Origin of the sequence: Rhodobacter capsulatus (assembly GCF_003254295.1) — a bacterium.
Classification (GTDB): domain Bacteria; phylum Pseudomonadota; class Alphaproteobacteria; order Rhodobacterales; family Rhodobacteraceae; genus Rhodobacter; species Rhodobacter capsulatus.
The window spans coordinates 134604-159476 of sequence record NZ_QKZO01000007.1 but is presented as its reverse complement, the minus strand read 5'-3'; the positions used below and the strand labels follow the sequence as shown (position 1 = coordinate 159476).

Here is a 24873-nt window from a genome sequence, read left to right as displayed (position 1 = left end):
CCCCGCCGAACCCTGTCCCGCGGGGTTTTTCGTCTCAATCCTGTGCCCGCAGCACCTGCGCCGGCCGCACCGAGAGCGGGCGCGCCGCAAACAGCGTGCCCGCCGCCAGCACCGCCACCATGCCGCCCAGAACGATCCCCCCGGCCGAGACCGGATCAAAGCGGAACGCGGCCTCCATCACGAAGCGCAGCACCGCCCAACCGGCCAGCGCCCCCACCGCCACCGCAATCGCCCCCGAGGCGGCGCCAAGGATCAGCGCCCGCAGCGCAAAGGATCCCAGGATCATCCCGCGCGTCGCCCCCAGCACCTTGAGCAGCGCGGCTTCCCGCGCCCGGGCCTCTTCGCCCGCCGCCGCCGCGCCCAAAAGCACGGTGAAGCCGGTCAGCAGCGTGACCGAGGCCGCCAAGGCCACCGCCTGCGCGATCGAGGCAAGCGCGTCGCTGACCCGCGCCATCGCCTCGCGCACCGGAATGGCGGTGACGGTCGGGAAGTCTTTCGACAGCGCGCGCAGGATCGGCGCCTCCTCGGCGGGGGGGGCGTAGATCGTCGCCAGTTCGGTATGCGGCGCCCCCGAGAGCGCATTGGGCGAAAAGGTCAGCACGAAGCCGATCCCCATCGTCGAAAAATCGACATCGCGGAACGAGGATATCTCGGCCTCGATGTCCCGCCCCAGAATGTTCACCGTGAGCCGGTCGCCCAGCTTCAGCCCCAGTTCCACGGCCTCCTTGGCGGAGACCGAGACCAGCGGCGGCCCGGCGTAATCCTTGGGCCACCATTGCCCCTCGGTCAGTTTTTCGCGCGGGGCGTCCGCAAAGGTCACGCCGCGGTCGCCGCGCAGCACCCAATGCTCGCCCGCGACCCTGCGCGCGTCCTCTCCGTTGATCTTCGTCAGGATGCCGCGCAGCATCGGCACGGTATCGACGCGCGACACGCCCGCGAAATCCTGCATCCTTTCCACCAGCGCCGGGCGGTCAGGCGGCGGAATGTCCATCAGGAAGAAGGCGGGGGCGAGTTTCGGCAGGTCTTTCGCGATGGCGCCGCGCAGCCCGCTTTCGACCTGACCGACCGCAGCCAGAACCGAGAGCCCAAGGCCCAGCGCCAGAATGACCGCCGTCGCTTCCGATCGCGGCGCGCCGATCGCGGCCAGCGCCGCATGGAGCGCCGGAAACCGCGCGCTGCGCGGGCCAAGGCGCCGGGCCAGACGGCGGATGCCCGCAGCCGCCAGCGCCAGCAACAACAGCGCCCCGGCAACGCCGCCCAAAGTGCCCAGCGTCAGCGCGGGCAGGCCCGAAAACGCCACCGCCGCGCCCAGCAGCATCGCCGTCAGCGCGCCGATCAGCGCCAGCATCCCCCAGCCCGGCAGGCCGCGCCGGGCCGTCTGCGCCTCGCGGTAAAGCGTGGCGGCGCGCAGCTCGGACAGCTGCGCCAAAGGCCAAAGCGCGAAGATCGCCGCCGTCAGCGTGCCGTAAAGCGCGGCCTCGAGCAGCGGGCGGGGGGCAAGCGTCACCGTGACCGGCACCGGCATCGCGGCGGCAATCGGGCCCTGCGCCGCCAGCACCAGCGCCGCGGCAAGGGCAAGCCCCGCCGTCACCCCCAGCACCGTCAGCGCGGCAAGCTGCAGCAGAAACGCGCCCCGGATCGTCGCCCCGGAAGCGCCCAGCGCCCGCAGCGTGGCGATGGTGGCCGCCTTGCGCGCGATCCAGGCCTGCACCGTGGCAAAGATGCCGACGCCCCCCACGGCCAGCCCGGCCAGCCCCACCAGCACCAGGAAAGAGCCGAGCCGGTCAGTGAACCGCTCGACCGAGGGGGCGGCGCGGCGCGCATCGCTCCAGCGCATCCCGGCGCCCTCGAAGCGCTTTTGCGCAGCGGATTTGAGCGCGGGCAGGCTTTGCCCCTCGGGCAGGGTCAGGCGGTATTGCGTTTCGTAAAGCGAGCCGGGGTTCAATAGCGGCGTGCGTTCCAGCGCCGAAAGCGCCACCACCGAGCGCGCGCCAAAGGCCATGCCCGCCCCGCCCGCATCGGGTTCGCGCAAGAGCCGCGCCATCAGCACAAAGTCCTGCCCGCCAAGCCGGAACCGATCCCCGGGCTTCAGCGCCAGCCGGTCGGCCAGCACCGGATCAAGGAAAGCGCCGGGCAGACCGCCCTGCCCCGCCAGCGCGGACGTGCCCACCGGCGGATCGAGCACCACCTGCCCGACGAGCGGCCAGTTTTCGTCCACCCCCTTGAGCTGCGTCAGCGCGGTTTCCGCGCCGTCGCCCGTGCTGGCCATCGAGCGCAGATCGACCACCTCCGAGACCCGCTCGCCCTGCGCCATGATCCAGTCGCGCTCGGGGCCGGTCGCACGCCGATAAGTGAATTCCAGCTGCGCCTGCCCGCCCAGAAGCACCGCGCCCTGATCAGAAAGCCCGGCCCGGATCGCCTCGCGCACAAGGCCGACGGCGGCAATCGCCGCCACGCCCAGCATCAGGCACAGAAGAAAAATCCGAAACCCCTTGATCCCGCTGCGCAATTCCGCACGGGCGATGGAAAGGGCGAGCCTCATGCCAGCCGCCCGTCGGCCAGACGCACCAGACGGCTGCAGCGCGCGGCCAGATCCGGCGCATGGGTGACCAGCACCAGCGTCGCCCCGGTTTCCGCCTGCAGGGTGAACAGAAGCTCGATGATCGCGGCACCGTTCGCCGCATCTAGATTGCCGGTCGGTTCGTCGGCCAGCAAGATCGCCGGACGCGGCGCGACGGCGCGGGCCAGCGCCACGCGCTGCTGCTCGCCGCCCGACATTTCCGACGGATAATGGTTGCGCCGATGGCCCAGCCCGACCCGGGCAAGCTCGGCCTCGGCGCGCGCGATCGCGTCTTTCGCCCCGGCGATCTGCAGCGGCAGGGCGACGTTTTCCAGCGCCGTCATCGTGGGCACAAGGTGGAAAGACTGGAACACGATCCCCATGTTGCCACGGCGAAAGCGGGCCAGATCATCCTCGCCCAGCGCGGTCAGATCGCGGCCCAGCGCCATGACCTGCCCCGAGGTGGCGCGTTCAAGCCCGCCCATCAGCATCAGGAGCGACGACTTGCCCGACCCGGACGGCCCCACCAGCCCCACGCTTTCGCCGCGCAGGATATCGAGCGTGATGGAATGCAGGATCTCGACGGGACCGGCATTTCCGGCCAAGGTCAGTCGCGCGTCGGCAAGGGAGAGAACGATGTCGGTCATCTGGGCCTGTCTGCAAAGGGGATCAATCGGATATGGGGTGCGGCGGCGGCTGGGCAAGGCGCTGGCCACGGGGATTTTCGCGCTTGGCATCGGCGGGACGGCCATGGCCGAGCCGGTGACGCTGCTTGCCGTGGGCGACAGCCTGACCCAAGGTTACGGGCTTGAACCGGATCAGGGGCTGGTGCCGCAGCTGGAAAGCTGGTTGCGGGCGCAGGGCGCCGAGGTGACGGTGATCAATGCGGGGGTGTCGGGCGACACGACATCGGGCGGGCGGGCGGGCGCGGCTGGGCTGGTCGCTGACGCCCGAGGTCGATGCGGTGATGATCGCGCTTGGCGGCAATGACATGCTGCGCGGCCAGCCCCCCGCACAGGCGCGCGGCAATCTGGAGGCGATGCTGGCCGAGGTGACGGCACGGGGGCTGCCGGTGGCCTTGGTCGGACTGAAGGCGCCCGGCAATTACGGCCCGGACTGGCAGGCCGGTTACGATGCGATCTGGCCGGAGCTTGGGGCGCGCTATGGCGCGGTTGTCGTGCCCGATCTGCTGGCGCCGATCGCCGCGAAGACGCCCGAGGCGCGCGCGGCGGAAGGGCTGATGCAGGGCGACAACATCCACCCCTCGGCAAAGGGCGTGACGCTGATTGTCGGCGCGCTCGGACCGAAGGTGCTGGAGGTGCTGGACCTTGTGAGGCCTGCGCCCTGAAACCGCGGTGGGCCAAGGGCGTATTTGGACCAAGAAAAAGTCAGCGGTTTCGGTCAAGCGCGATCAGCAGGGTGGCGCCGAGGAGGGACAGGGCCGCGCCCAGGAAGGCGGCAAGGCCGTAGCCGCCGAGGCTGGTGCCAAGGGCAAAGCAGGCGGCGGAAAAGGCGTCGCCCGCCAGTTTCTGCAGCGCCATCAGCGAGGCGCCCGCGCCCGGGCGCTCGGCCATCAGCTCCTGCAGATAGGCCATCGGCTGGGTCAGCACGATGGCGCCGCCGATCGCGCCCGACAGCGTCAGCGCCCAGACCGCGGGGGTCTCGGCCAGAAGCGGGATGCCCGCGAGGTGGACGGCGTAGAGAAGCGTGCCAAGGGCGATCAGCCAGGTTTGGCGGACCCGGCCGACAAGGAAGGGCAGCGCCAGCATGAAGGGCACCTCGAGCCCGGCCATGAGCCCCGCGTAAAGCGCGGTATCGGCGGCGCCGCGAAAGGGAATGGCGGCGAAGACCAGCCCGACGACCACCATGTAAAGCATCACCGCGCCGTTGATCGTGCCAAGGGCCAGCACGCGGATCAGCACCTGCGGATGGCCGATCTCGCGCAGCGCCTCGCGAAACGAGAGGCCCGAAGGCACGTCTTCCCAATGGGTTGCGCCGTCGCGCGGCCAGAGCCGGACGGTCAGCCCCAGCATCAGCACTGCCAAGACAAGGCAGACCGGATAGATCGCGGTGAGGGGGGTGTCGCCTTGAAACACCACCGACCAGATCGGCAGCACCACGACCCAGGGCAGGGCGAAAAGCGCGCGCAGGGTGGAAAGGACGGCGGGGCGGTCGGCCTCGGGCTGGGTGGTGGCGGCCAGACGGGCCAGCGCGAAGATCTGCCCGAAGATCGCGCTGGAGATCGGCAGCAAGAGCGCATGGGCCAGCACGAAGGCGGGGGTGGCGGGGGCGAGTGCCATCAGTGCCGTGCCCAGCGTCAGCGCCGTGACGGTCATCAGCGCGATGGCGCGGCGATTGGCGCGCTGATCGGCGAGGATGCCGAAACCGACCGAAGTGGCAACGGCGACGAGCGAGGCGAGGATCAGAAGCGCCGAAAAGGCGTGATCGGACAGGCCGAAGACCTTGACCGCAAGCGACGAGACATAGGGCGCGATCGTCGCGGCATGGGCGCCGAAAAGCACAAGCAAGCCAGCGGCCAGCATCAGGGTGCGGTCGCGCAGGATCGGGCGGAAGGGGGCGGCAAGGGACATGCGGCCTGATGCGCCTGGCAGAGGCGATTCTCAACCCCCTACGGCAGCACCTTGCCGGGGTTGAGGATGCCCTTGGGGTCAAGCGCCGCCTTGATCGCGGCCATCATCGCCAGCGCCACCGGGTCCTTGTGCACCGCCATCGTCGCGCGCTTCGAAATCCCCACCCCGTGTTCGGCACTGAAACTGCCGCCCAGGGCGACCGCCTCGGCACTGACCCGGGCGCGGATCGCCTGCGCCAGCGCCGGATCGGGGCGCGAGGGGTAAGCGGTGTAATGGATGTTGCCGTCGCCCAGATGCGCGATCACCAGCTCCTCGGCGCCGGGGTCAAGATCGGCCAGCGCAGGCGTCATCCGGGTCAGGAAGGTCTCCAGCCGGTCAAGCGGCAGGGCGATGTCGCAATCGACGATGTCCGGCGTGGTGAAGGTGATCTCGGCCGCCGATTCGCGCATCTCCCACAGCTTGCGGCGCTGCGTGGCGGATTGGGCGATCACCGCTTCGGTCACCTGACCGGCCTCCAGCGCCGCGCCGAGCAGGGTTTCCAGCGCGGCGACGGGATCGGCGCCAGGAACGGTCGTCGCGGTCTCGATCAGCACATTGACCGGGCGGGGGGCATAGGGACAGGCGAGCGCCGGTTTCAGCCGGGAAAGCCGCGCCATGTAGCGATCGGGCATGAATTCGAAGGCCTCGACCGCGCCGCCGGTGCCCGCCTGCACCGCGTTGAGCAGCGCGAGCGCCTCGGACAGGCTCTCCAGCCCGACCAGCGCGGTTGCATAGGCCGTGGGCGCGGGGACCAGTTTCAGCACGGCGGCGGTGATGATCCCCAAAGTGCCCTCGGCCCCGATGATCAGATCGCGCAGATCGTAACCGGTGTTGTCCTTGTGCAGGCCCGTCAGCCCGTGCCAGATCCGGCCATCGGCCAGAACCACTTCAAGCCCCAGACACAGCGCCCGGGCCGAGCCGTAGCGCAGCACATTCGAGCCGCCCGCATTGGTCGAGAGAAATCCCCCCACCATCGCCGAGCCCTTGGCGCCAAAGCTCAGCGGAAAGGCCAGCCCCTGCCCGGCGGCAAGATCCTGCAGGGTTTCGAGCACCACCCCGGCCTCGGCCACCACCGTCCGCGCGGCGGGGTTCAGATCGCGGATGCGGCTCATGCGGGAAAGCGACAGCATCAGCGCGCCCGGCGCATAGGTGCCGCCATTGAGCCCGGTATTGCCGCCGACGGGCACGACGGGCGTGCCGGTCTGATGCGCCAGACGCAGGACCGCGGCCACCTCCCCGGTCGTGCCGGGGCGGACGACGGCAAGCGGTTCCCAGGCATAATGCCCGGTCCATTCGCGGCCATAGGCCAAAGCTTCGGCCCCGCGCAGAACCTGCGCAGGGCCGAGAATGTCGCTCAAACGGTCAAGAAGATCCATCGGATCGCCCGGGGCTTTGGCCGCGCTTTCGCGTATTTTCACCAAGAAAAAACATGCCGCTTTTTCTTGGCTCAAATACGCCCTTTACGCGGGTGCGGCAGGCTTACCGCCAGCAGAAGAAATCCGCAGGCGCCTTGGCCAGCAGCTGTTTCGCCAGTTCCGCGCCCAGCGCCACGCCATCGGCGGCCGGGCCGCGGATCTCGCCCGTGATCGTCTCGGAGCCATCGGGACGCAGGATCTCGCCGCGCAGCCAGATCTGATCGCCTTCGAGCACCGAAAGACCGCCGATCGGGGTCTCGCACGAGCCATCGAGCGTCAGAAGGAAGCTGCGTTCGCAGGCCAGACGCAGCCCCGAGGGCGCGTGATGGATGGCATCAAGCATCATCTTGGCGCGGCTATCGGCCTCGCGGCGTTCGATCCCGATGCAGCCCTGCGCCACGGCGGGCAGCATGTCTTCCGGCTCGATCGCGGATTTCGCCACTTCGGACATGCCCAGACGGTTCAGACCGGCCAGCGCCAGGAAGGTGGCATCGGCCACGCCTTCGCCCAGCTTCTTCATCCGCGTCTGCACGTTGCCGCGGAATTCGACCATCTTCAGATCGGGGCGACGGGCAGACAATTGCGCGCGACGGCGCAAGCTGGAGGTGCCCACCACAGCGCCCTCGGGCAGCTCGGCGAGCGAATTGTATTTCATCGAGACGAAGGCATCGCGGGTGTCTTCGCGCGGCAGGTAGCAGTCGAGGATCAGCCCCTCGGGCTGAAGCGTCGGCATGTCCTTCATCGAATGCACGGCGATGTCGATCGAGCCCGCCAGCATCGCCTCTTCGATTTCCTTGGTGAAAAGGCCCTTGCCCCCCACCTCTTTCAAAGGCTTGTCGGCGGCGATCAGCGCCGCATTGTCGCCCGAGGTCTTGATCACGACGATCTCGAAGGCCTCTTCGGGCAGATCGAAGGCGGCCATGAGCCGCGAACGGGTCTCAAAGGCTTGCGCGAGCGCCAGAGGGCTGCCGCGGGTGCCGATCTTCAGCGGGGCGTTGGGCGAGGGCATCTGTTCCATGCGCTTGGCATAACCGCGTCAGATTGCCCGCGCAAGCTTTACAAGTGTCAACAGAGCTTGACATTCAGCCGCAGGGGACGCTGAAAGGAAGCAAGTAAGGAGGCCCCCTATGACCGACAAGACGATCCTGCGCGCCCTCAAGGGCGAAGTTCTTTCCACGCCGCCGGTGTGGCTGATGCGGCAGGCGGGCCGTTATCTGCCCGAATACCGCGCCACCCGCGCGCAGGCGGGCGATTTCCTGAGCCTGTGCTACACGCCGGACCTGGCCGCCGAGGTGACGCTGCAACCGATCCGCCGCTATGGCTTTGACGCGGCGATCCTGTTTGCCGACATTCTGCTGCTGCCGCAGGCGCTTGGGCTGGATCTGTGGTTTGAAACCGGGGAAGGCCCCCGGATGTCCACCGTGACCTCGATGGAGGGCGTCAAGGCGCTCAAGGGCAAGGACGACATCCACGACAAGCTTGCCCCGGTCTATGAGACCTGCAAGATCCTGTCGCGCGAGCTGCCGAAGGAAACCACCTTCATCGGCTTTGCGGGCATGCCCTGGACCGTGGCCACCTACATGATCGCGGGCCGCGGCTCCAAGGATCAGGCGGCGGCGCACAAGTTCAAGGACACCGACCGGGCCGCCTTCTCGGCGCTGATCGATGCGGTGACCGTGGCGACGATCGAATATCTCTCGAAACAGGTCGAGGCGGGCTGCGAAGTGGTCAAGCTCTTCGACAGCTGGGCCGGGTCGCTCAAGGGTCAGGATTTCGAGGATTTCGCGGTCGAGCCCGCGCGGATCATCACCGCCGAGATGAAGCGCCGCTTCCCCGGCCTGCCGGTCATCGCCTTCCCGCGCGAGGCGGGCCAAGGCTACATCGGTTTCGCCGAGAAGACCGGAGCGGATTGCGTCGCCATCGACAATTCGGTCTCGCCCGACTGGGCGGCGGCGAATGTGCAGATGGGCAAGACCTGCGTGCAGGGCAACCTTGACCCGTCCTACATGGTGACCGGCGGCGAAGCCCTTGTGGACGCAACGAAAAAGGTCGTCGCCGCGTTCAAGAACGGGCCGCATATCTTCAACCTCGGCCATGGCATCACGCCGGAGGCGAACCCGGACAACGTCACGCTTTTGATGGAAACCATCCGCAAGGGCTGAGCGCGCAAGGGCGTATTTGGACCAAGAAAAAGGGGGCCGCGAGGCCCCCTTTGCTTATCTGGCGCAGCGGTTCAGAAGCTGCGCGGTTTTTTCGGACCGGGCTTGCCCGCCGGTTTCGCACCCGGCTTGGCAAAGCTTTTCGCGCCGTATTTCGGCGCCGGTTTGCCCTCTTTCGCGGCGGCACCGTGGCCGCCTTCGCGCGCCCAGGGGGCGGCCTTGCGGGGCTTCGGCGCCGGGGCGTCGCCCAGGGGCTTGCGGGCGGGACGCTCGGTCTTCTCGAACCGCTCGGCGCGGTCGGGACGCTCGGCCCCCTCTTCGCGCGGCGGGCCCTTGCGATGCGGCTTCGGCGCGGGCTTGTCGCCATAGCTGCCGCGCGGCGCATAGGGTTTCTTCTCATAGGGCTTGCGATCGCCGGTCTTGGTCCACCGGTCGGGCTTCGGCGCCGGACGGTCGAGTCCCTCGGGCATGCCCGGCAGGTTTTCGACCGTGCATTTGCCTTCCATCACCCGATCGGCGCCCAGACCCGCCTCGAAACGGTCGGCCATCGATTCATGGATCTGCACGAAGGTCTCTTGCTGCATCACCCGGATCATCCCGATGTCGCGCCGGGTCAGATCGCCCGCACGGCAAAGCATCGGCAAAAGCCATTTCGGATCAACCCATTGGTCATGGCCCATCGAGAGCCGATACCAGCGCGCGGCGCCGAATTCCTCGCGCGCGCGGGGTTTCGGCCCCTCGCCCACGGTGACGGCGATCACATCCTCGGGCGCGGTGCGGGCGGCGCGGAAATGGCGCAGCACGGCAGCGGCCAGCTGTTTCGGCTCATGCGTTTCCAGAAGCCGGGCGATGGCGTCGAATTCCTCGGCCGTCGCGGGCTCGACCAGCGCCGGTTCCGTCAGCAGACGTTCCTGATCGCGGGCCAGAATATCCTCGGGCGTCGGCGCGCCTTCCCAGGTCACCGAGACCTGCGCCTCGCGCAAAAGCCGCTCGGCCTTGGCACGCACGTTCAGCGGCACGACGATCGCCGACAGCCCCTTGCGCCCGGCCCGGCCGGTGCGGCCCGAACGGTGCAACAGCCCCTCGCGGTTCATCGGCAGATCGGCGTGAATCACCAGCTCCAGCCCCGGCAGGTCGATGCCGCGCGCCGCCACGTCGGTCGCGATGCAGACCCGCGCCCGGCCGTCGCGCATCATCTGCAGCGCGCGCGAGCGTTCGTCCTGCGTCAGCTCCCCCGACAGCGCCACGACCGAGAAACCCCGGTTCAGAAGCTTGCCGGTCAGATGCGTCACCGCCGCCCGGGTCGAGCAGAACACGATGGCGCGCTCGGCCTCGTGCAGGCGCAGCAGGTTGACGATGGCGTTTTCCCGGTCGGAGCGGTCCACCAGCACGCCGCGGTAGTCGATATCGGCATGGCTCTCGCGCGAGGACACGGTGGAAATCCGCTCCGCCTCGCGCTGGAAGGTCTGCGCCAGCCGCTCGATCTCGCGCGGCACGGTCGCCGAAAACATCAGCGTGCGGCGCCCTTCGGGTGCGGATTCCAGAATGAATTCCAGATCTTCGCGGAAACCCATGTCGAGCATCTCGTCGGCCTCGTCCAGCACGACCGCCGACAGCGCCGAGAGATCCAGCGCACCGCGGCGGATGTGATCGCAGATCCGCCCGGGCGTGCCGACAACGATATGCGCGCCGCGTTCCAGCGCCCGGCGCTCGGCGCGGGCATCCATGCCGCCGACGGCGCCGGTGATCACCGCCCCCGCCTTTTCGTAAAGCCAGCTCAGCTCGCGGCTGACCTGCACCGCCAATTCGCGCGTCGGCGCGACAACCAGCGCGCGCGGCAGATCCGGGTAAGGCGAGATGCCGTTTTCGCCCAGCAGTTCCGCTGAGATCGCCAGCCCGAAAGCCACCGTCTTGCCCGACCCCGTCTGCGCCGAGACGAGGAGATCCCGTCCGGCCAGCTCGGGGCGCGTCACCGCGTCCTGAACGGGCGTCAGGGCATCATAGCCCCGCGCGGACAGAGCCTCGGCAAGCGCCGCGGGAAGATGGGGGAAGTCGGTCATATGGGGGGGGCTTTCGCTACTATCAAAGGGCAGCCCATACGCCCAATCCGCCCAAAAGGAAAGCCCCGTTCTGGCATCACGGCAAATATCCCGCGTTCACCCTGGCCAAATATCCCGGGGGCGGCGCCCCCCTCCCCGGTTGGCTTTCCGCGTGCGCGGGCGATTGCCTTTCCGCGTGCGCGAGCGCAAGAATGACCCAAACGGAGGGTTCCATGCGCAAGCTGATCGTGTTCGCTGTTCTGGGCTTCGGTGTTCTGGCCGGCTGCGGCACGCCGCAGGAGCAATGCATCAACCGCGAGACCCGCGAGATCCGGCATCTGCAGGGGATGCTCGACGAGATCGAGGGCAATCTGGCGCGCGGCTATGCCTATGAGGATTACGAGGTGCCGATGACGCGCTGGGAACACTGCGGCACCGACGTGATCCGCCGCGGCAACGGCACGGTGATCGAGAAGCCGCGGATGTGTCTTGAGGATTACACCGTCACCCGCACCCGCGAAGTGGCGATCGATCCGGTCTCGGAACGGCGCAAGCGCGACGGGCTGCGCGACAAGATCCGCGAGATGACCCCCGCCGCCAATGCCGCGATCCGCGCCTGCCGCGCGGCCTATCCCGAAGAATAGGCCCGCGCGCCGCTCTCAGCGCCGCCGCCGCACCACCCGGCGCGCGGCGGTTTCGGGCGCGGGCTTTTCCGGTTTCGTCGCATGCGCAATCGGACGCTCGGCCCGGAGCACCCGGAAGGCGCCGTCGCGGCCGCCGGGCGGGGTGAGTTCCGTCACCTCGTGGAAGCAGGCGCGCAGCACGGCTTCATAGGGCAGATGCCGGTTCGCCACCATCCAGAGCGTGCCCGAGAGCGACAAAAGCCCCGCCGCCGCACGGATGAAGGCCACGCCCAAAGCGGGATCGGCGGCGCGGGAGGTGTGAAAGGGCGGGTTCATCACGATGGCGAGCGGCCGGGTGTCGAGCTTGACCCGGGTCGCATCGGCCCAGTGAAACCGCGCCCGCGGATCGGGCAGGTTGCGTTTCGCACAATCCAGCGCGGCATGGTCCGCCTCGACCAGATCGACCGCCTCCACCCCCTTGCGCGCCAGAACCTGCGCCGCAAGCCAGCCCCAGCCCGCGCCCAGATCGACCACCCTTGCGGGCAGCGTCTCGGGCAGGCAGGCGGCCAGCAGCGCCGAGCCACGGTCGATGCCATCGGCCGAAAACACCCCCGGCGCGGTGGTGAAGCCCGGCGCGGGCTGCAGCGGCCGCGCCTCCCAGCCCGCCAGCGCACCCGGCGTGGCGGCAAAGCCGAAAATCTTGCCATGCGCCTTGGCGATCGGGTCGGTGACCGGCACCAGCGCACGCAGATCTTTCAGCAGCGAATCGATGCCGTCAGTCTTCAGCCCGTCGACCCAGATCGGCCCGCCCGGCACGACGCGGGCGCAAGCCTCGGCCAGCAGCGCCCGCGCCTCGGCCTTGGCGCGCGGCACGAAGACCACGGCGGCGGCGAACCCGCCTTCCGCCGTCGCGGCGGCGACAGTGAAACCGCGCCCGGCCAGCGCGTCGTGGTCGGGCCGGAAGCCCTGCACCAGCTGCAGCCGGTCCTTTGGCAGATCGGACAGGTCGGTCTCGGCGGTGGGACGGTAAACGACGATCCGCCCTTCGGACGGCAGGGCTTGCGGCGCCTCAAGCGCCAGCATCAAACGGGGATGGCTCATCAGATCGGAGGGGTGCCCCCCTCACTCCTTTTCCATGGTGCATTGCAGCGGGTGCTGGTGACGGCGGGAAAAATCCATCACCTGCGAGACCTTGGTCTCGGCCACCTCGAAGGAATAGACGCCGACGACGGCCAGCCCCTTCTTGTGCACGGTCAGCATGATCTCGAAGGCCTGGGCATGGGTCATGCCGAAGAAACGTTCCAGAATATGCACGACGAATTCCATCGGCGTGTAATCGTCGTTCAGCAGCATGACCTTGTACATCGGCGGCCGGGCGGTGCGGGGCGCGGTCTTGACCGCAAGCCCGGCCTCGCCCGCGCCATCCCCCTCGCCGTCTCCGGCGCGAGGGGCGCTGAGGTATAGGGGGTGAAGCAAGGGCAGTCCTCCGCAGGGTCAAAAGGGTCGAATCGGTGTCAAATGTCCAAGATCGCAGGGAATCGTGGCTCCGGGGATCAATATAGGATCATGGCGCGGCAAGAAAAGCCAGTGCGGCGCATCTTGCCAACCGCGCGGCCCGGCGTCAGTTTGCCCGCAAGGAGAGCCCCGATGACCCTGACCACGATCGGCTTTGATGCCGATGACACGCTTTGGCACAACGAGCGGTTCTTCCGCCTGACCCAGGCCCGGTTTCACGACCTTCTGGCCGATCACGCCGAGGTGGCGCAGCTGGAACAGCGCCTGCTCGCCGCCGAGCGCCGCAACGTCGGCGCCTATGGCTTTGGCGTCAAGGGCTTCACCCTGTCGATGATCGAGACCGCGATCGAGGTCAGCGCAGGCCGCGTGCCCGCCGCGGTGATCGGCGAGATCCTGGCCGCCGGGCGCGAGATGCTGGCGCATCCGATCGAGATCCTGCCCCATGCCCGCGAGGCGGTCGAGGCGCTTGCAGGCCGCTACCGGCTGGTGCTGGTGACCAAGGGCGATCTGCTCGATCAGGAACGCAAGCTGGCGCAATCGGGCCTTGGCGATCTTTTCGACGCGGTCGAGATCGTCTCGGACAAGCGCCCCGAGACCTATCGCGCGGTCTTCGCGCGGCACGGCACCGGCGCCGATCAGGGGCTGATGGTGGGCAATTCGCTGAAATCCGACGTGCTGCCGATGCTCGATGCGGGCGGCTGGGGCGTGCATGTGCCGCATGAGATGACCTGGGCGCTGGAACATGCCGCCCCGCCCGCGGCGCATCCGCGTTTTGCCGAGCTGCCGGATCTGGGCGGGCTGGCGGGTCTTGTCGGCGCGATCGCGGTCGCCACCGGGGACTGATCCGCGACCGCCAGCCACAAGATCCGGCACAAACCCCCTCCGCGGCCGCAACATGTTGACGAAAATCATCCCTGCGTTGCACGAACGCCTCAGTTGAAGCCTTTGAATCTTCGTGGTTTTCAGCACCGGGAAGGCGTGCTAAACTTGCCGTCAAGCCCCAGACCACAACGGGGTACATAGAGGCAGTAAGGGCAGTTATCGTGACCAGGCTGACGCACTGGGGCCGTTCGGGTCTTTTGGCAGTATTCTTGGCTCTTCTTCCGGTGGCGCTGTCGGCGGCACCGTTTGCGGCCTATGTGATGGACGCCCGCACCGGCGAGGTTCTTTACGAAAAGAACGCCGACACGCGGCTTCACCCGGCCTCGCTGACCAAGATGATGACGCTTTACATCGCCTTTCAGGCGATCGAATCGGGCGAGGCGAGCCTTGACACGATGGTCACGGTCTCGGCCAATGCCGCCGGTCAGGCGCCCTCGCGGCTGGGGCTGCGCACCGGACAGAAGATCGCCCTGCGCTATCTGATCCGTGGCGCCGCGATCAAATCGGCCAATGACGCCGCCGCCGCGATCGGCGATTTCCTCGAGGGCGACGAGGCGCATTTCGCGGCGCGGATGAACCGCACCGCCAAGGCGCTTGGCATGAAGAACACCACCTTCAAGAACGCCAACGGGCTGACGAAGGCGGGGCATCTGTCGACCGCGCATGACATGTCGATCCTCGGCCGTCACCTGCTTTACGATTTTCCCCAATATTACAATCTGTTCTCGCGCCGGACCGCGGATGCGGGCATCGCCCATGTGGCGAATACCAACCGCCGCTTTCTGGACGCCTACGACGGCGCCGACGGCATCAAGACCGGCTATACCGTGCCCGCAGGCTTCAACCTGACCGCCTCGGCGCAGCGCGGCAACAAGCGCATCATCGCGACGGTCTTCGGCGGCACCTCGCCCGCGGCGCGCAACTCGAAGATGGCCGAGCTGCTCGACCTGGGCTTTGAACGCGCGCCCGGCAAGGTCAATGCGCAAAAGCCCGAGCCGCCGATGCTGATGGCCAATGCCGAAAACGACATCTCCGGGCCGCAGGTCGAAGCCGCGCAGGAGGCCGAGGACGGCGACGAGGAGGCGGTGAAACTGGCCGCCGCCGCCGCCGGGGCCGCCACCGTCGCCGCCCGCGCCGCCGCACCCGACGCGCTCGAACTCGCAGGCCTTGCCCGCAGCCCGCGCCCGCAGGCCCGCCCGGCCTCCGCCGCCGCGACGCCCGAGCCGGAAGACGCGCCGGTGCAACTGGCCGCCGCCACGCCCGAACCGGCCCCCGAACCCGCGCCGCTGGACCAGGTCACCGCACCGCAGCCCGAAACCCTCGCGATGATCGAGCCCGCCGACGAAAGCGTCGAAGCCCAGGGCGACACCGATCCCTCGGGCCCGGTCTTCATCCAGACCGCCACCGCGCAGCCCGAAACCCTGGCGCTTGGCGCCTCGGCGCAGGTGCCGCGCAATGACACGGTGATTCTCGCCGCCCTGACGCCGCCCGCGCCGATGCCCGAAGGCAAGCGCGAGGTCGTCGCCCGCGCCTCTTCCTCGGGCGGGCGCAACTGGGGCATCAGCCTTGGCAAATATCCGTCGCAATATGCCGCCGAACAGGTACTGCTGAAAACCGCGCTGATGGAAAGCAACGCGCTGTCGCAGGGGCTGCGCAAGGTCGCGACCCGCAAGTCGGGCTATGATGCGCTCTTTGTCGGTCTCAGCCGCGGCGACGCCGATCTGGCCTGCGCGCGCCTTGCAGCCCGGGCGGTCGATTGTTCGGTGATCGGGCCGTAAGCTCGGCCCCGCCCGTCGAAAGGGCGTATTTGGACCAAGAAAAAGCAAAACCCGGGCCCCTTGAAAGGTCCGGGTTTTTTCTTGGCGCAAATACGCCCTTGCCGCCTTATCAGCTTTTCGGCCGGTCGTCGTATTTGCCCGACAGGATGCGCTCGGCATCGCCCCTGGGGTCGTCATATTGCCGGGCGCGCAGCGACCACAGGAAGGCGACAAGGCCGAAGCCGCCCAGAAACAGCGAGATCGGGATCAGATAGGTCAGGACCGACATCTTGGCCTCCGTTCGGGCTATTTCAGCCGCATCGAGTTCAGCGACACAGTAATCGACGAGGTCGACATCGCCAAGGCCGCAGCCAGCGGCGTGGCAAGGCCCACCAGCGCCAGCGGCACGGCAATGACGTTATAAGCGGCGGAGATCACGAAATTCTCCTTGATCCGGCGCCGCGCCTGTCCGGAGATGCGCAAAGCATCGCCCACCGGCGCCAGATCGGCGCCCAGAAGCACGATGTCCGAGGCGGTGCGCGCGGCATCGAGCGCCGAGGCGGGCGAGATCGAGACATGCGCGGCCGCCAGCGCCGCGGTGTCGTTGAGCCCGTCGCCCACCATCAGCACGCGCCGCCCCTGCCCCATCAGATCGGCGACCAGCGCCGCCTTTTCGGCGGGCAGCGTGCCCGAATGCCATTCGGTGATGCCAAGCTTGCCCGCCAGCGCCGAAACCGCCGTCTCGACATCGCCCGAGACCATCAGCACCCGCTTGCCCTGCGCGGTCAAAAGCGCCACCGCCTCGGCCGCGCCCAGACGCAGGTGATCCGAAAAGCGGAAGGTCACCGGCTCGGCCTGACCCAGCCGCAGATGCGCGGCGGTGCAATCGCAGGGCGCGGCGCCGACCCAATCGGCCCGGCCCAGCCGCAGCGCAAGCCCGCCCAGCCGCCCCTCGATGCCGAAGCCCGGCACTTCGCGCAGGTCATCGAGCGCGACGGGGCGGATTTCGCGGGCTTCGGCCGCGGTCACCAGCGCCCGCGCCAGCGGATGGGAGGAGGCCTGCGCCAGCGCCGCCGCGACCGAGAGAGTTTCCTCCTCGATCGTGTCGAGCCCTTCCAGAACCGGCATGCCCATGGTCAGCGTGCCGGTCTTGTCGAACACCACCGTATCGACCTCGGCCAGCCGTTCCAGCGCGGTTCCGTCCTTGATCAAAAGCCCCTTGCGGAACAGCTTGCCACTGGCCGCGGTGATCACCGCGGGCACGGCGAGCCCCAGCGCACAGGGGCAGGTGATGATCAGGACGGCGGCCGAGATATTGATGGCAAAGCGCAGATCGCCCCCGGTGGCCCACATCCAGTAGCCAAAGGCCGAGAACGAGAGCGCATGGACGAGCGGCGAATAGGCCCGCGCGGCGCGTTCGGCCAAGGTCGTGTAGCGGGTCTTGGCGCTTTCGGCCATCGCGACCAGATCGGCCATCCGGTGCAGCGAGCTGTCCTTGCCCGCCGCGGTGACGCGCAGCGTCAAAGGCCCGGTCAGGTTCACCTCGCCCGCCGACAGCATCGTGCCGGGCCCCACATAGACCGGCAGGGTTTCCCCGGTCAAAAGCGAGCGGTCGGTTTCCGAGCTGCCCGAAGTCACCTCGCCATCGGCCGGGATGCGGCCGCCCGGACGCACCCGGATCAGATCGCCCGGCTTCAGATCGGCCACCGGCACGATCGTCTCGACGCCCTCGCGCAGAAGATGCGCGCGCGGCACTTCCAGCGCCGCCAGCTCCTCGGCCGCCGAGCGCGCCACGGCGCGGGTGCGATAGTCGAGATAGCGGCCGACCAGCAGGAAGAAGGACAGCATCACCGCCGCGTCGAAATAGGCGTGATGGCCGTGGTTCATCGTCTCGAAGATCGAGATCCCCGAGGCGAGGATCAGCGCCAGCGAGATCGGCACATCCATGTTGACGCGGCCGTGTTTCAGCCCGCCCCAGGCGGAGGCGAAGAAGGGCTGGCCGACGAAGACCACGGTGGGCAGCGCGATGGCGGCGGAAATCCAGTGGAACATGTCGCGCGTCGCGGCTTCGGCCCCCGACCAGACCGCGATCGACAAGAGCATGATGTTCATCATCGCGAAACCGGCGACGCCGATCCGCATCAAGAGATCCCGGCCGCGCTTGTCGGTTTCCGTCGCCGACAACATGCCGGGGTCAAGCTCATAGGCCTCGTAACCGATCCTGGCCAAGGCCTCGACCAGCGCCTCGGCGGTCACCCCCGCCTCGGCATCGACCGAGACGCGTTTCAGCGTCAGGTTGACCCGCGCCGAGCGCACGCCCGGCTGCGCCTCCATCTCGCGTTCGACATCGGTGATGCAGACCGCGCAATGGGCGGTGGGCAGCGAGAGCATGATCCGCGCCCCCTTGATATCGCCCGATTTCGCCAGATCTTCGGCCGAGGGCGCGGCCAGACAGGCCGGGCAGGCGGAAGCGGACAGGTGATCTTCGGTGACCGCCGCAGGGGAGGTCACCGAGGCAAGGGGGGCAGCGGTCATCGGTCTCAGCCTTCGACGAAGAAATCGAGGCGCTGGCGGAACAGCACCCCGTCCGCGGATGTGGCAGAAAGATGGATCAGCCAGGCCCCGGGGGCAAGGCTGAGGGGCGCGGAATAGACGCCGTCCGTCCGGGTCATCTGCGGCTTGCGATCCTCGGCCGCCATGGTGGTGCGGCCGACCAGAACCTCGAGCTGGCCCAGCGGGGCGGGCTGCCCCGCCCGGTCGCGGATGTCGAGCGTCAGCAGGCCATCCGCATAAGCGGGCTTCACCGTCCAGCCCAGCCGCTCCTGCGCGGCGCGGTCGGCATCGAAGCTTTGCGAGGCGACATAGGAATTAGCCACTTCAAGCCCCGGGAAGGTCCTCACCGCCTGCACCGCCATCGTCACGTTGACGGCGATGATCAGCCCGAAAAAGGCCACGAATATCAGCAGGACCTTGCGGCCGGTCAGCGGTTTTGCCATCTCACTTGCCCTTGCCGTTGAAGACGGTGTCGGCCTTGTCCGACACCGGCTCGTCCTCGCCCACCTGTTCGACCCAGATCATGATCCCGGTGCGCTTGGCCGCGGCCAGATCCGACGCGGGACCAGCATCGAGGTAAAGGCGCTGGTTGTAAAGCTGGTCGGCGGGCACGGTGATCGTGTCGCCCTCGACCCCTTCGAGCGTCAGTTTCAGTGCCCGGGTTTCCGCGTCATCCGCGGTGGTGGCCGAGATGCGGAAGGTTTCTTCCGAACCGTGCTTGTTGCGGATGCGCAGGGTGTAGATGTTGCGGATCGTGCCGTCGGATTGCGTCACGAACAGCGGATCGCGGCTCGGCGTGACGTTGAAATCGAGCGGCGAGCGCAGGAAAAGCGCCACCACCAAAGCGACGCCGAAGCCCGCCCAGAGGGTGAAATACAAAAGCGTGCGCGGCCGCAGTACATGGGTCCAGATATTGGTGACCTTGTTACCGGCGCGCTCATGCGCCTCGTCCTTCAGCGCCATGTAGCCGACCAGACCGCGCGGCTTACCGATCTTGTCCATCATCTCGTTGCAGGCGTCGATGCACAGCCCGCAGGTGATGCATTCGAGCTGCTGGCCGTTGCGGATGTCGATCCCCATCGGGCAGACGTTGACGCAGGCCATGCAATCGATGCAATCGCCTTGCCCCTCGGCCAGTTTCTCGCCCTTTTGCAGCTTGCCGCGGGGTTCGCCGCGCCATTCGCGATAGGCAATGGTGATCGTGTCCTCGTCCATCATCGCGGCCTGGATGCGCGGCCAGGGGCAGGCATAGATGCACATCTGTTCGCGGGCGAAACCGCCAAAGGCAAAGGTCGTCGCGGTGGCGATGGCGATGGTGGTGTAAGCGATCGGCGAGGCGTCGCCGGTGAGAAGATCGGAAAGCAGCGTCGGCGCATCGGTGAAATAGAACACCCATGCCCCCCCGGTGGCCAGACCGATGAACAGCCAAAGCCCCCATTTGATCAGCCGCTTGCGGATCTTCTCGGCGTTCCAGGCCTGACGGTGCAGGCGGATGCGGTTGTTGCGGTCGCCCTCGACCCAGCGTTCCACAAGGATGTAAAGATCGGTCCAGACCGTCTGCGGGCAGGCATAGCCGCACCAGACCCGGCCCAGCGCCGAGGTGAACAGAAAGAGGCCCAGCCCCGCCATGATCAAAAGGCCCGCGACGAAGTAGAATTCATGCGGCCAGATCTCGAGCCCGAAGAAGAAGAAGCGCCGGTTGCCAAGGTCAAGCAGAACCGCCTGATCGGGCAAGGCCGCGCCGCGGTCCCAGCGGATCCAGGGCGTGATGTAATAGATGCCCAGCATCAGCGCCATCAGCACCCATTTGAGCGAACGGAACTTGCCGGAAATGCGTCGGGGGAAAATCGGTTCACGCGCGAAATAAAGCGGCGCGTCGTCGGGACTTGGTTGATTGGCGCTCACGGGTGTCTCCGTTGGCTGGGCTCCGTCCTGACGGGATTGAACAGGAACGGGCCGGGTTTGCAACTGCACCTTAAAGCTATGTCGCCGATGCAGCTTTTTGGACGTGCGTTCCCCGGATCGGGGCAGTTCGGCCAGTCTGCCCCTTGATCGGCCGGGCCGGGGGGCAGATATGCTGAAACGCACCGACGCCCCGGGAAACGCGCGAACAGGACGGGGCATCGGTGCTGCCCGGGGGGGCAGGCCCCCCGGGATCAGGTTTCGCTGTTACTGGCCGCCCCCCAGGCTGTGCACATAAGAGGCCACCGCGCGGATCTGCGCTTCGCTCAGACGCGGTTTCGCGCCATCGGCCGCCCAGCTCCAGGACGGCATCACGCCGCCGCGGCCATACTGGATCGTGCTGGTCAGCGTCGCGACATCGCCGCCGTAAAGCCAGATCCCGTCGGTGAGGTTGGGCGCGCCCATCTCCACCAGGCCCTTGGCGTCTTCGCCATGGCAGGACACGCAGTTTTCGGCGAAGATCTGCTGACCCGCGGTCGCCTTGACCTCGTCGGCCGGCTGCCCGGAGATCTGCAGCACATATTGCACGACCTCGTCGATCTGCGCCGGTTCAAGCAGCTCGTCGGTCAGATGCGCGGGCATGTTCGCGACCAGCAGCGTGTCCGGATCAAGCGGATCGCGGATGCCGTGCTTGACGTTGGTGTAGATCGTCTCGATCGCGCCGCCATGCAGCCAGTCGCCGTCCAGCAGGCTGGGGAAGCCGGTGTTGCCGCCCGCCCCCGCGCCGTGGCACTGCGCGCACCAGGTGCGGAACACCGCGGCGCCCGCGTTGCGGGTGTAGGTCACCAGCTCCGGATCGGCCGCGATCGCGGTCAGATCCGTCGCCACCAGCTTTTCTTCCACCGCCTTGTTCATCTCGGCGAATTTGGCGATGTCCTTTTCGACATCGGCCCGGGTCGAAGACCCGAGCAGGCCCGGCGTCGCCCCCGAGGCGAAGATCGGCCAGGCCGGCATCGCGATCGAATAGGCCACACCCCAGATGATGGTGGCGTAGAAGGTCCACAGCCACCAGCGCGGCAGCGGCGTGTTCAGTTCCTCGATGCCGTCCCACTGGTGTCCAGTGGTCTGCACCTCTTTCTTGGTCGTCGGTTTTTTGCTCATCTCCACGCCTCCTTACCGCGTGGCGCCGTCGTCGCGACCGGGGTCTCAGCCCCGGCCATGATCGGCGGGTTTGTCTTCATGGCGGAAAGGGATGTTCGCGATATCGTCGTGAACCTTGGAGGAGCCGGGCCGGAAGGCCCAGATCACGGCACCGATGAAGGTGAGCAAGAGCGCAAGCGCCGCCCAGCTGTCAGCGAATTCACGCAAGATATGATAGTCCATCCCCAGCTCCTTCAGCGACTTGCCACGGGTTGGAAGGTCGAGAAATCGACCATCGTGCCGAGCACCTGCAGATAAGCCACCAGCGCATCCATCTCGGTCAGACCGGGCTGACCGTCGAAGTTGCGGATGTTGACCTTTTCACCATAGCCCGCCAGCAGCGTGGTGCTGTCGGCGTTCGGGTCCGCCTGGGCGACGAAGTCGGCCTTGGCCGAGGCGATCATCTCCGAGGTGTAGGGCACGCCCACGAAGGCATCGGTGCTGACGCGATCTTCGATCCAGGTGCTGTCAAGCGGCACTTTGGCCAGGTAGCCGTAGCTCGGCATCACCGATTCCGGCACCACCGATTGCGGGTTGATCAGGTGTTCGACATGCCACGCATCCGAATAGCGGCCGCCGACGCGGGCGAGGTCGGGCCCCGTCCGTTTCGAGCCCCACTGGAACGGCCGATCATACATCGATTCCGCCGCCAGGCTGTAATGGCCATAGCGTTCCACCTCGTCGCGCATTGGCCGGATCATCTGCGAGTGGCAGACATAGCAGCCCTCGCGGATGTAGATGTCCCGCCCGGTCAGCTCGAGGGGGGTGTAGGGACGCATGCCCTCCACCTTCTCGATGGTGTTTTCCAGATAGAACAGCGGCGCGATTTCCACGATGCCGCCGATGGTGACGACGAGGAAGGCGAAGATCAAAAGCAGCGTCGCGTTCTTTTCCAGAACGTGGTGTTTGTCCATGATTGACATCTGCGTTGCTCCTTATTCCGCCGGAACCGCAACGGCGAGATTGGCCGTCTTCGGTTGTTTCGCGACCGTGGCCCAGAGGTTGTAGGCCATGATCAGACCGCCCAGCAGGTAGAGCACGCCACCGACGCCACGCACCACATACATCGGGAATTTCGCGGCCACGGTGTCGGCAAAGGCGTTCACGAGGAAGCCCTGCGCGTCGACTTCACGCCACATCAGGCCTTCCATGATGCCCGTCACCCACATCGCCGAGGCGTAAAGCACGATACCGATCGTGGCGAGCCAGAAGTGCCAGCTGACCAGCTTGAGCGAATAAAGCCCCGAACGGCCCCACAGGCGCGGCGTCAGGAAGTAGAGCATGCCGAAGGTGATCATGCCGTTCCAGCCCAGCGCGCCCGAATGGACGTGACCGATGGTCCAGTCCGTGTAATGCGAGAGCGAGTTGACCGCCTTGATCGACATCATCGGCCCTTCAAAGGTCGACATGCCGTAAAAGCCGATCGAGACCACCATCATCCGGATCACCGGATCGGTGCGCAGCTTGTCCCAGGCGCCCGAAAGCGTCATCAGGCCGTTGATCATGCCGCCCCAGGACGGCATCCACAGGATCACCGACATCACCATGCCCAGCGTCGAGGCCCAGTCGGGCAGCGCGGTATAGTGCAGGTGGTGCGGACCGGCCCAGATGTAGAGGAAGATCAGCGCCCAGAAGTGGACGATCGAGAGCTTGTAGGAATAGACGGGACGCTCGGCCTGTTTCGGCACGAAGTAATACATCATGCCCAGGAAGCCCGCGGTGAGGAAGAAGCCCACGGCATTGTGGCCGTACCACCATTGCGTCATCGCATCCTGCACGCCCGCCATCAGCTGCACCGATTTGGTGCCGAAGATCGAGACCGGGACGGCCAGGTTGTTGACGATGTGCAGCATGGCGATGGTCACGATGAACGACAGGTAGAACCAGTTCGCCACGTAGATATGGGGTTCCTTGCGCTTGAAGATCGTGCCGAGGAAGGCGATCAGATAGGCCACCCAGACCACCGCGACGAGGATGTCGAGATGCCAGTTCAGCTCGGCATATTCCTTGCCCTGCGAGCCGCCCAGCAGATAGGAGGTCGCGGCGGTGACGATGATCAGCTGCCAGCCCCAGAACACGAACCAGCCCAGAGCCGTGCCGCCGAAGAGACGCGCCGCCGAGGTGCGCTGCACGACATAGAAGGCCGAGGCGATCAGGGCGTTGCCGCCGAAGGCGAAGATCACCGCCGAAGTGTGCAGCGGACGCAGACGCCCGAAGTTCAGCATCCCGTTGCCGAACTCAAGGTTCAGGGCGGGAAAGGCGAGCTGGAAGGCGATGACGACGGCCACGAGAAAGCCGACGATCCCCCAGAACGTGGTTGCGATCACGCCGGCGCGGATCACGCCGTCGAAATACTCGTCTTTCGAGGGTTTCGGGTCCCCCATGGTGCGCAGCACCCAGATCAACGCGATCACGGCCGCAAGCGCGACCTCGACCATGTTCACCATATACGGCAAATCTCGCGCCTGACTGGCGGCGTAAGCGGCAATAGCCGCCACGACGCCAAGCGCGACAAGCTTGACGTAATCCCACATTTTTTTGCGTCCCTTCGCGTTTTCAAATCCCGTCCCGACGATTCGGCCGGAGCAGGAAGTCTCTCTCTCTTGTTCTTTGTGACTTCAGGGTATGACACCCGCTTTGACCTTGATCAAACTCTTGACAAGAGGATGCGACCGTTCGTCGCACCGTGTCATGGTGTCCACTTGAAAGCTTGATCCGCGTCAAGGCGTGACCGGACGGAAGCCGTTAATTTAAGGACAGAATCGGCACATGGAGGGGTCACATGGCCTATAAAACAGTTTTGACGATTGTGACGGATGTCTCACAAGCCCGGCTTCAGCTTGAGTCGGCAATGGCGGTGGCGCGCGCCGAAGATGCACATCTGGAAGTGCTGTGCATGGGCGTCGACCGGACCCAGACAGGGTATTATTACGCGGGGGCCACGGCCTTCGTGCAGCAGGAAGTTCTGGACCGGGCGCAGGATGACGCGCGCGAGCTGGAACAGGCGATGCGCGAGCGTCTGGCGGGCGAGGAAATCCGCTGGAGCAGCGAGGCCGTGGTGGCGCAGATCGGCGCGATCGCGACCGTCGTCGGGCTGCGCGCCCGCTTCGCCGATCTGGTGGTGATGGGGCATCCCTATGGCAAGGGGCGTGGTCAGGAACTGGAAGCCGCGGTCGAGGCCGCGCTGTTCGAGGGGCAATCGCCGGTGATGATCATGCCCGATGCGGCGGTGCCCTCGCTGGCGCCGCGCCGCGTCGTGGTGGCCTGGAACCAGTCGAACGAGGCGATGAACGCGATCCGCAAGGCGCTGCCGCTGCTCAAGGCGGCGACGCTGGTGGACATCACGGTGATCGACCCGCCCGCGCATGGACCGGAACGGTCCGACCCGGGCGGACAGCTGAGCCAATGGTTGGCGCGGCATGGCGTGAAGGTCGAAGTGTCGGTTCTGGCCAAGACGCTGCCGCGGATCTCGGATGTGATCAACCGCCATGTGCGCGACACCTCCTCGGAGATGGTGGTGATGGGCGCCTATGGGCACTCGCGCTTCCGCGAGGCGATCCTGGGCGGCGCCACGCGCAACATGCTGGAAATGGCCGAAGTGCCGGTCCTGATGGCGCATTGAACGAACGACGACTGCC

General features: G+C 67.0%; 21 protein-coding genes and 1 pseudogene. 6 read left to right on the top strand and 16 right to left on the bottom strand.

Features of this window, described 5'->3' with window-relative positions:
* Positions 1 to 34 precede the first annotated feature (34 nt).
* On the bottom strand, positions 35 to 2542 hold the full coding sequence (locus LY44_RS11875) for an ABC transporter permease (RefSeq protein WP_055212940.1): 2508 nt from the start codon (positions 2540 to 2542) through the stop codon (positions 35 to 37).
* Positions 2539 to 3207, bottom strand: a complete 669-nt coding sequence (locus tag LY44_RS11870; RefSeq protein ID WP_055212939.1) for an ABC transporter ATP-binding protein — start codon at positions 3205 to 3207, stop codon at positions 2539 to 2541. Before LY44_RS11870 ends, LY44_RS11875 begins: the two co-directional genes overlap by 4 nt.
* On the opposite strand from LY44_RS11870, the pseudogene LY44_RS11865 reads away from it, so the two are divergent.
* Positions 3197 to 3908: pseudogene (locus LY44_RS11865) on the top strand (arylesterase). The gene LY44_RS11870 and the pseudogene LY44_RS11865 sit on opposite strands and share 11 nt — an antisense overlap.
* A 40-nt stretch (positions 3909 to 3948) precedes the next feature.
* On the opposite strand, the gene LY44_RS11860 reads toward LY44_RS11865, so the two are convergent.
* The 3 genes from LY44_RS11860 to hemC all read right to left on the bottom strand — a co-directional run bounded on the left by LY44_RS11860 (position 3949) and on the right by hemC (position 7614).
* Entirely contained in the window at positions 3949 to 5151 is a 1203-nt protein-coding gene (locus LY44_RS11860; protein ID WP_055212938.1) for an MFS transporter, read from the bottom strand.
* Between the two features lie 38 nt (positions 5152 to 5189).
* The gene (locus tag LY44_RS11855; protein WP_055213146.1) at positions 5190 to 6566 is read right to left on the bottom strand and encodes an FAD-binding oxidoreductase; all 1377 of its coding nucleotides are present in this window, start codon (positions 6564 to 6566) and stop codon (positions 5190 to 5192) included.
* A gap of 103 nt (positions 6567 to 6669) precedes the next feature.
* Positions 6670 to 7614 carry a hydroxymethylbilane synthase gene (gene hemC, locus LY44_RS11850; RefSeq protein ID WP_055213144.1) on the bottom strand — a complete coding sequence of 315 codons (945 nt, stop codon included), beginning with the start codon at positions 7612 to 7614 and terminating at the stop codon, positions 6670 to 6672.
* Positions 7615 to 7732: 118 nt separating this feature from the next.
* Between hemC and hemE the strand changes: the two genes are divergently transcribed.
* Entirely contained in the window at positions 7733 to 8767 is a 1035-nt protein-coding gene (gene hemE, locus LY44_RS11845; RefSeq protein WP_055212937.1) for a uroporphyrinogen decarboxylase, read from the top strand.
* Positions 8768 to 8838: 71 nt separating this feature from the next.
* Here hemE and LY44_RS11840 read toward each other — a convergent pair whose 3' ends face one another.
* The gene (locus tag LY44_RS11840; RefSeq protein WP_055212936.1) at positions 8839 to 10824 is read right to left on the bottom strand and encodes a DEAD/DEAH box helicase; all 1986 of its coding nucleotides are present in this window, start codon (positions 10822 to 10824) and stop codon (positions 8839 to 8841) included.
* 212 nt (positions 10825 to 11036) lie between these two features.
* Between LY44_RS11840 and LY44_RS11835 the strand changes: the two genes are divergently transcribed.
* Positions 11037 to 11447, top strand: coding sequence for a hypothetical protein (locus LY44_RS11835; RefSeq protein ID WP_065118436.1), 411 nt, complete (start codon positions 11037 to 11039; stop codon positions 11445 to 11447).
* A gap of 15 nt (positions 11448 to 11462) precedes the next feature.
* Here the strand turns inward: LY44_RS11835 and LY44_RS11830 are convergent, their stop codons facing one another.
* Entirely contained in the window at positions 11463 to 12527 is a 1065-nt protein-coding gene (locus LY44_RS11830; protein ID WP_055212934.1) for a class I SAM-dependent methyltransferase, read from the bottom strand.
* 21 nt (positions 12528 to 12548) lie between these two features.
* Positions 12549 to 12902, bottom strand: a complete 354-nt coding sequence (gene clpS / locus LY44_RS11825; protein ID WP_055212933.1) for an ATP-dependent Clp protease adapter ClpS — start codon at positions 12900 to 12902, stop codon at positions 12549 to 12551.
* A 171-nt stretch (positions 12903 to 13073) separates the two neighbouring features.
* Here clpS and LY44_RS11820 point away from each other — a divergent pair, with 171 nt between their 5' ends.
* A complete protein-coding gene (locus LY44_RS11820; protein ID WP_055212932.1) occupies positions 13074 to 13784 on the top strand; it encodes an HAD family hydrolase in 711 nt (236 codons plus the stop codon).
* Positions 13785 to 14083: 299 nt separating this feature from the next.
* Positions 14084 to 15601, top strand: a complete 1518-nt coding sequence (locus tag LY44_RS11815) for a D-alanyl-D-alanine carboxypeptidase family protein (protein WP_236692564.1) — start codon at positions 14084 to 14086, stop codon at positions 15599 to 15601.
* A gap of 109 nt (positions 15602 to 15710) precedes the next feature.
* Here the strand turns inward: LY44_RS11815 and ccoS are convergent, their stop codons facing one another.
* The 8 genes from ccoS to ccoN all read right to left on the bottom strand — a co-directional run bounded on the left by ccoS (position 15711) and on the right by ccoN (position 23769).
* Entirely contained in the window at positions 15711 to 15869 is a 159-nt protein-coding gene (gene ccoS, locus LY44_RS11810) for a cbb3-type cytochrome oxidase assembly protein CcoS (protein WP_055212930.1), read from the bottom strand.
* A gap of 17 nt (positions 15870 to 15886) precedes the next feature.
* A complete protein-coding gene (locus tag LY44_RS11805; protein ID WP_081024537.1) occupies positions 15887 to 18115 on the bottom strand; it encodes a cation-translocating P-type ATPase in 2229 nt (742 codons plus the stop codon).
* Positions 18116 to 18120: 5 nt separating this feature from the next.
* Positions 18121 to 18576: a FixH family protein gene (locus LY44_RS11800; RefSeq protein ID WP_055212929.1), complete on the bottom strand. Its 456-nt coding sequence runs from the start codon at positions 18574 to 18576 to the stop codon at positions 18121 to 18123.
* A 1-nt stretch (position 18577) separates the two neighbouring features.
* Positions 18578 to 20038: a cytochrome c oxidase accessory protein CcoG gene (ccoG, locus tag LY44_RS11795; RefSeq protein WP_055212928.1), complete on the bottom strand. Its 1461-nt coding sequence runs from the start codon at positions 20036 to 20038 to the stop codon at positions 18578 to 18580.
* A 264-nt stretch (positions 20039 to 20302) separates the two neighbouring features.
* Positions 20303 to 21196 (bottom strand): cytochrome-c oxidase, cbb3-type subunit III, encoded by an 894-nt coding sequence (ccoP, locus tag LY44_RS11790; protein WP_055212927.1) that lies wholly within the window; start codon positions 21194 to 21196, stop codon positions 20303 to 20305.
* 45 nt (positions 21197 to 21241) lie between these two features.
* Positions 21242 to 21418 carry a CcoQ/FixQ family Cbb3-type cytochrome c oxidase assembly chaperone gene (locus LY44_RS11785; RefSeq protein WP_055212926.1) on the bottom strand — a complete coding sequence of 59 codons (177 nt, stop codon included), beginning with the start codon at positions 21416 to 21418 and terminating at the stop codon, positions 21242 to 21244.
* A gap of 11 nt (positions 21419 to 21429) precedes the next feature.
* On the bottom strand, positions 21430 to 22158 hold the full coding sequence (ccoO, locus tag LY44_RS11780; protein WP_055212925.1) for a cytochrome-c oxidase, cbb3-type subunit II: 729 nt from the start codon (positions 22156 to 22158) through the stop codon (positions 21430 to 21432).
* A gap of 12 nt (positions 22159 to 22170) precedes the next feature.
* Positions 22171 to 23769, bottom strand: coding sequence for a cytochrome-c oxidase, cbb3-type subunit I (gene ccoN / locus LY44_RS11775; protein WP_055212924.1), 1599 nt, complete (start codon positions 23767 to 23769; stop codon positions 22171 to 22173).
* Positions 23770 to 24017: 248 nt separating this feature from the next.
* On the opposite strand from ccoN, the gene LY44_RS11770 reads away from it, so the two are divergent.
* Entirely contained in the window at positions 24018 to 24857 is an 840-nt protein-coding gene (locus tag LY44_RS11770) for a universal stress protein (protein ID WP_055212923.1), read from the top strand.
* The last annotated feature ends 16 nt before the right edge of the window (positions 24858 to 24873 follow it).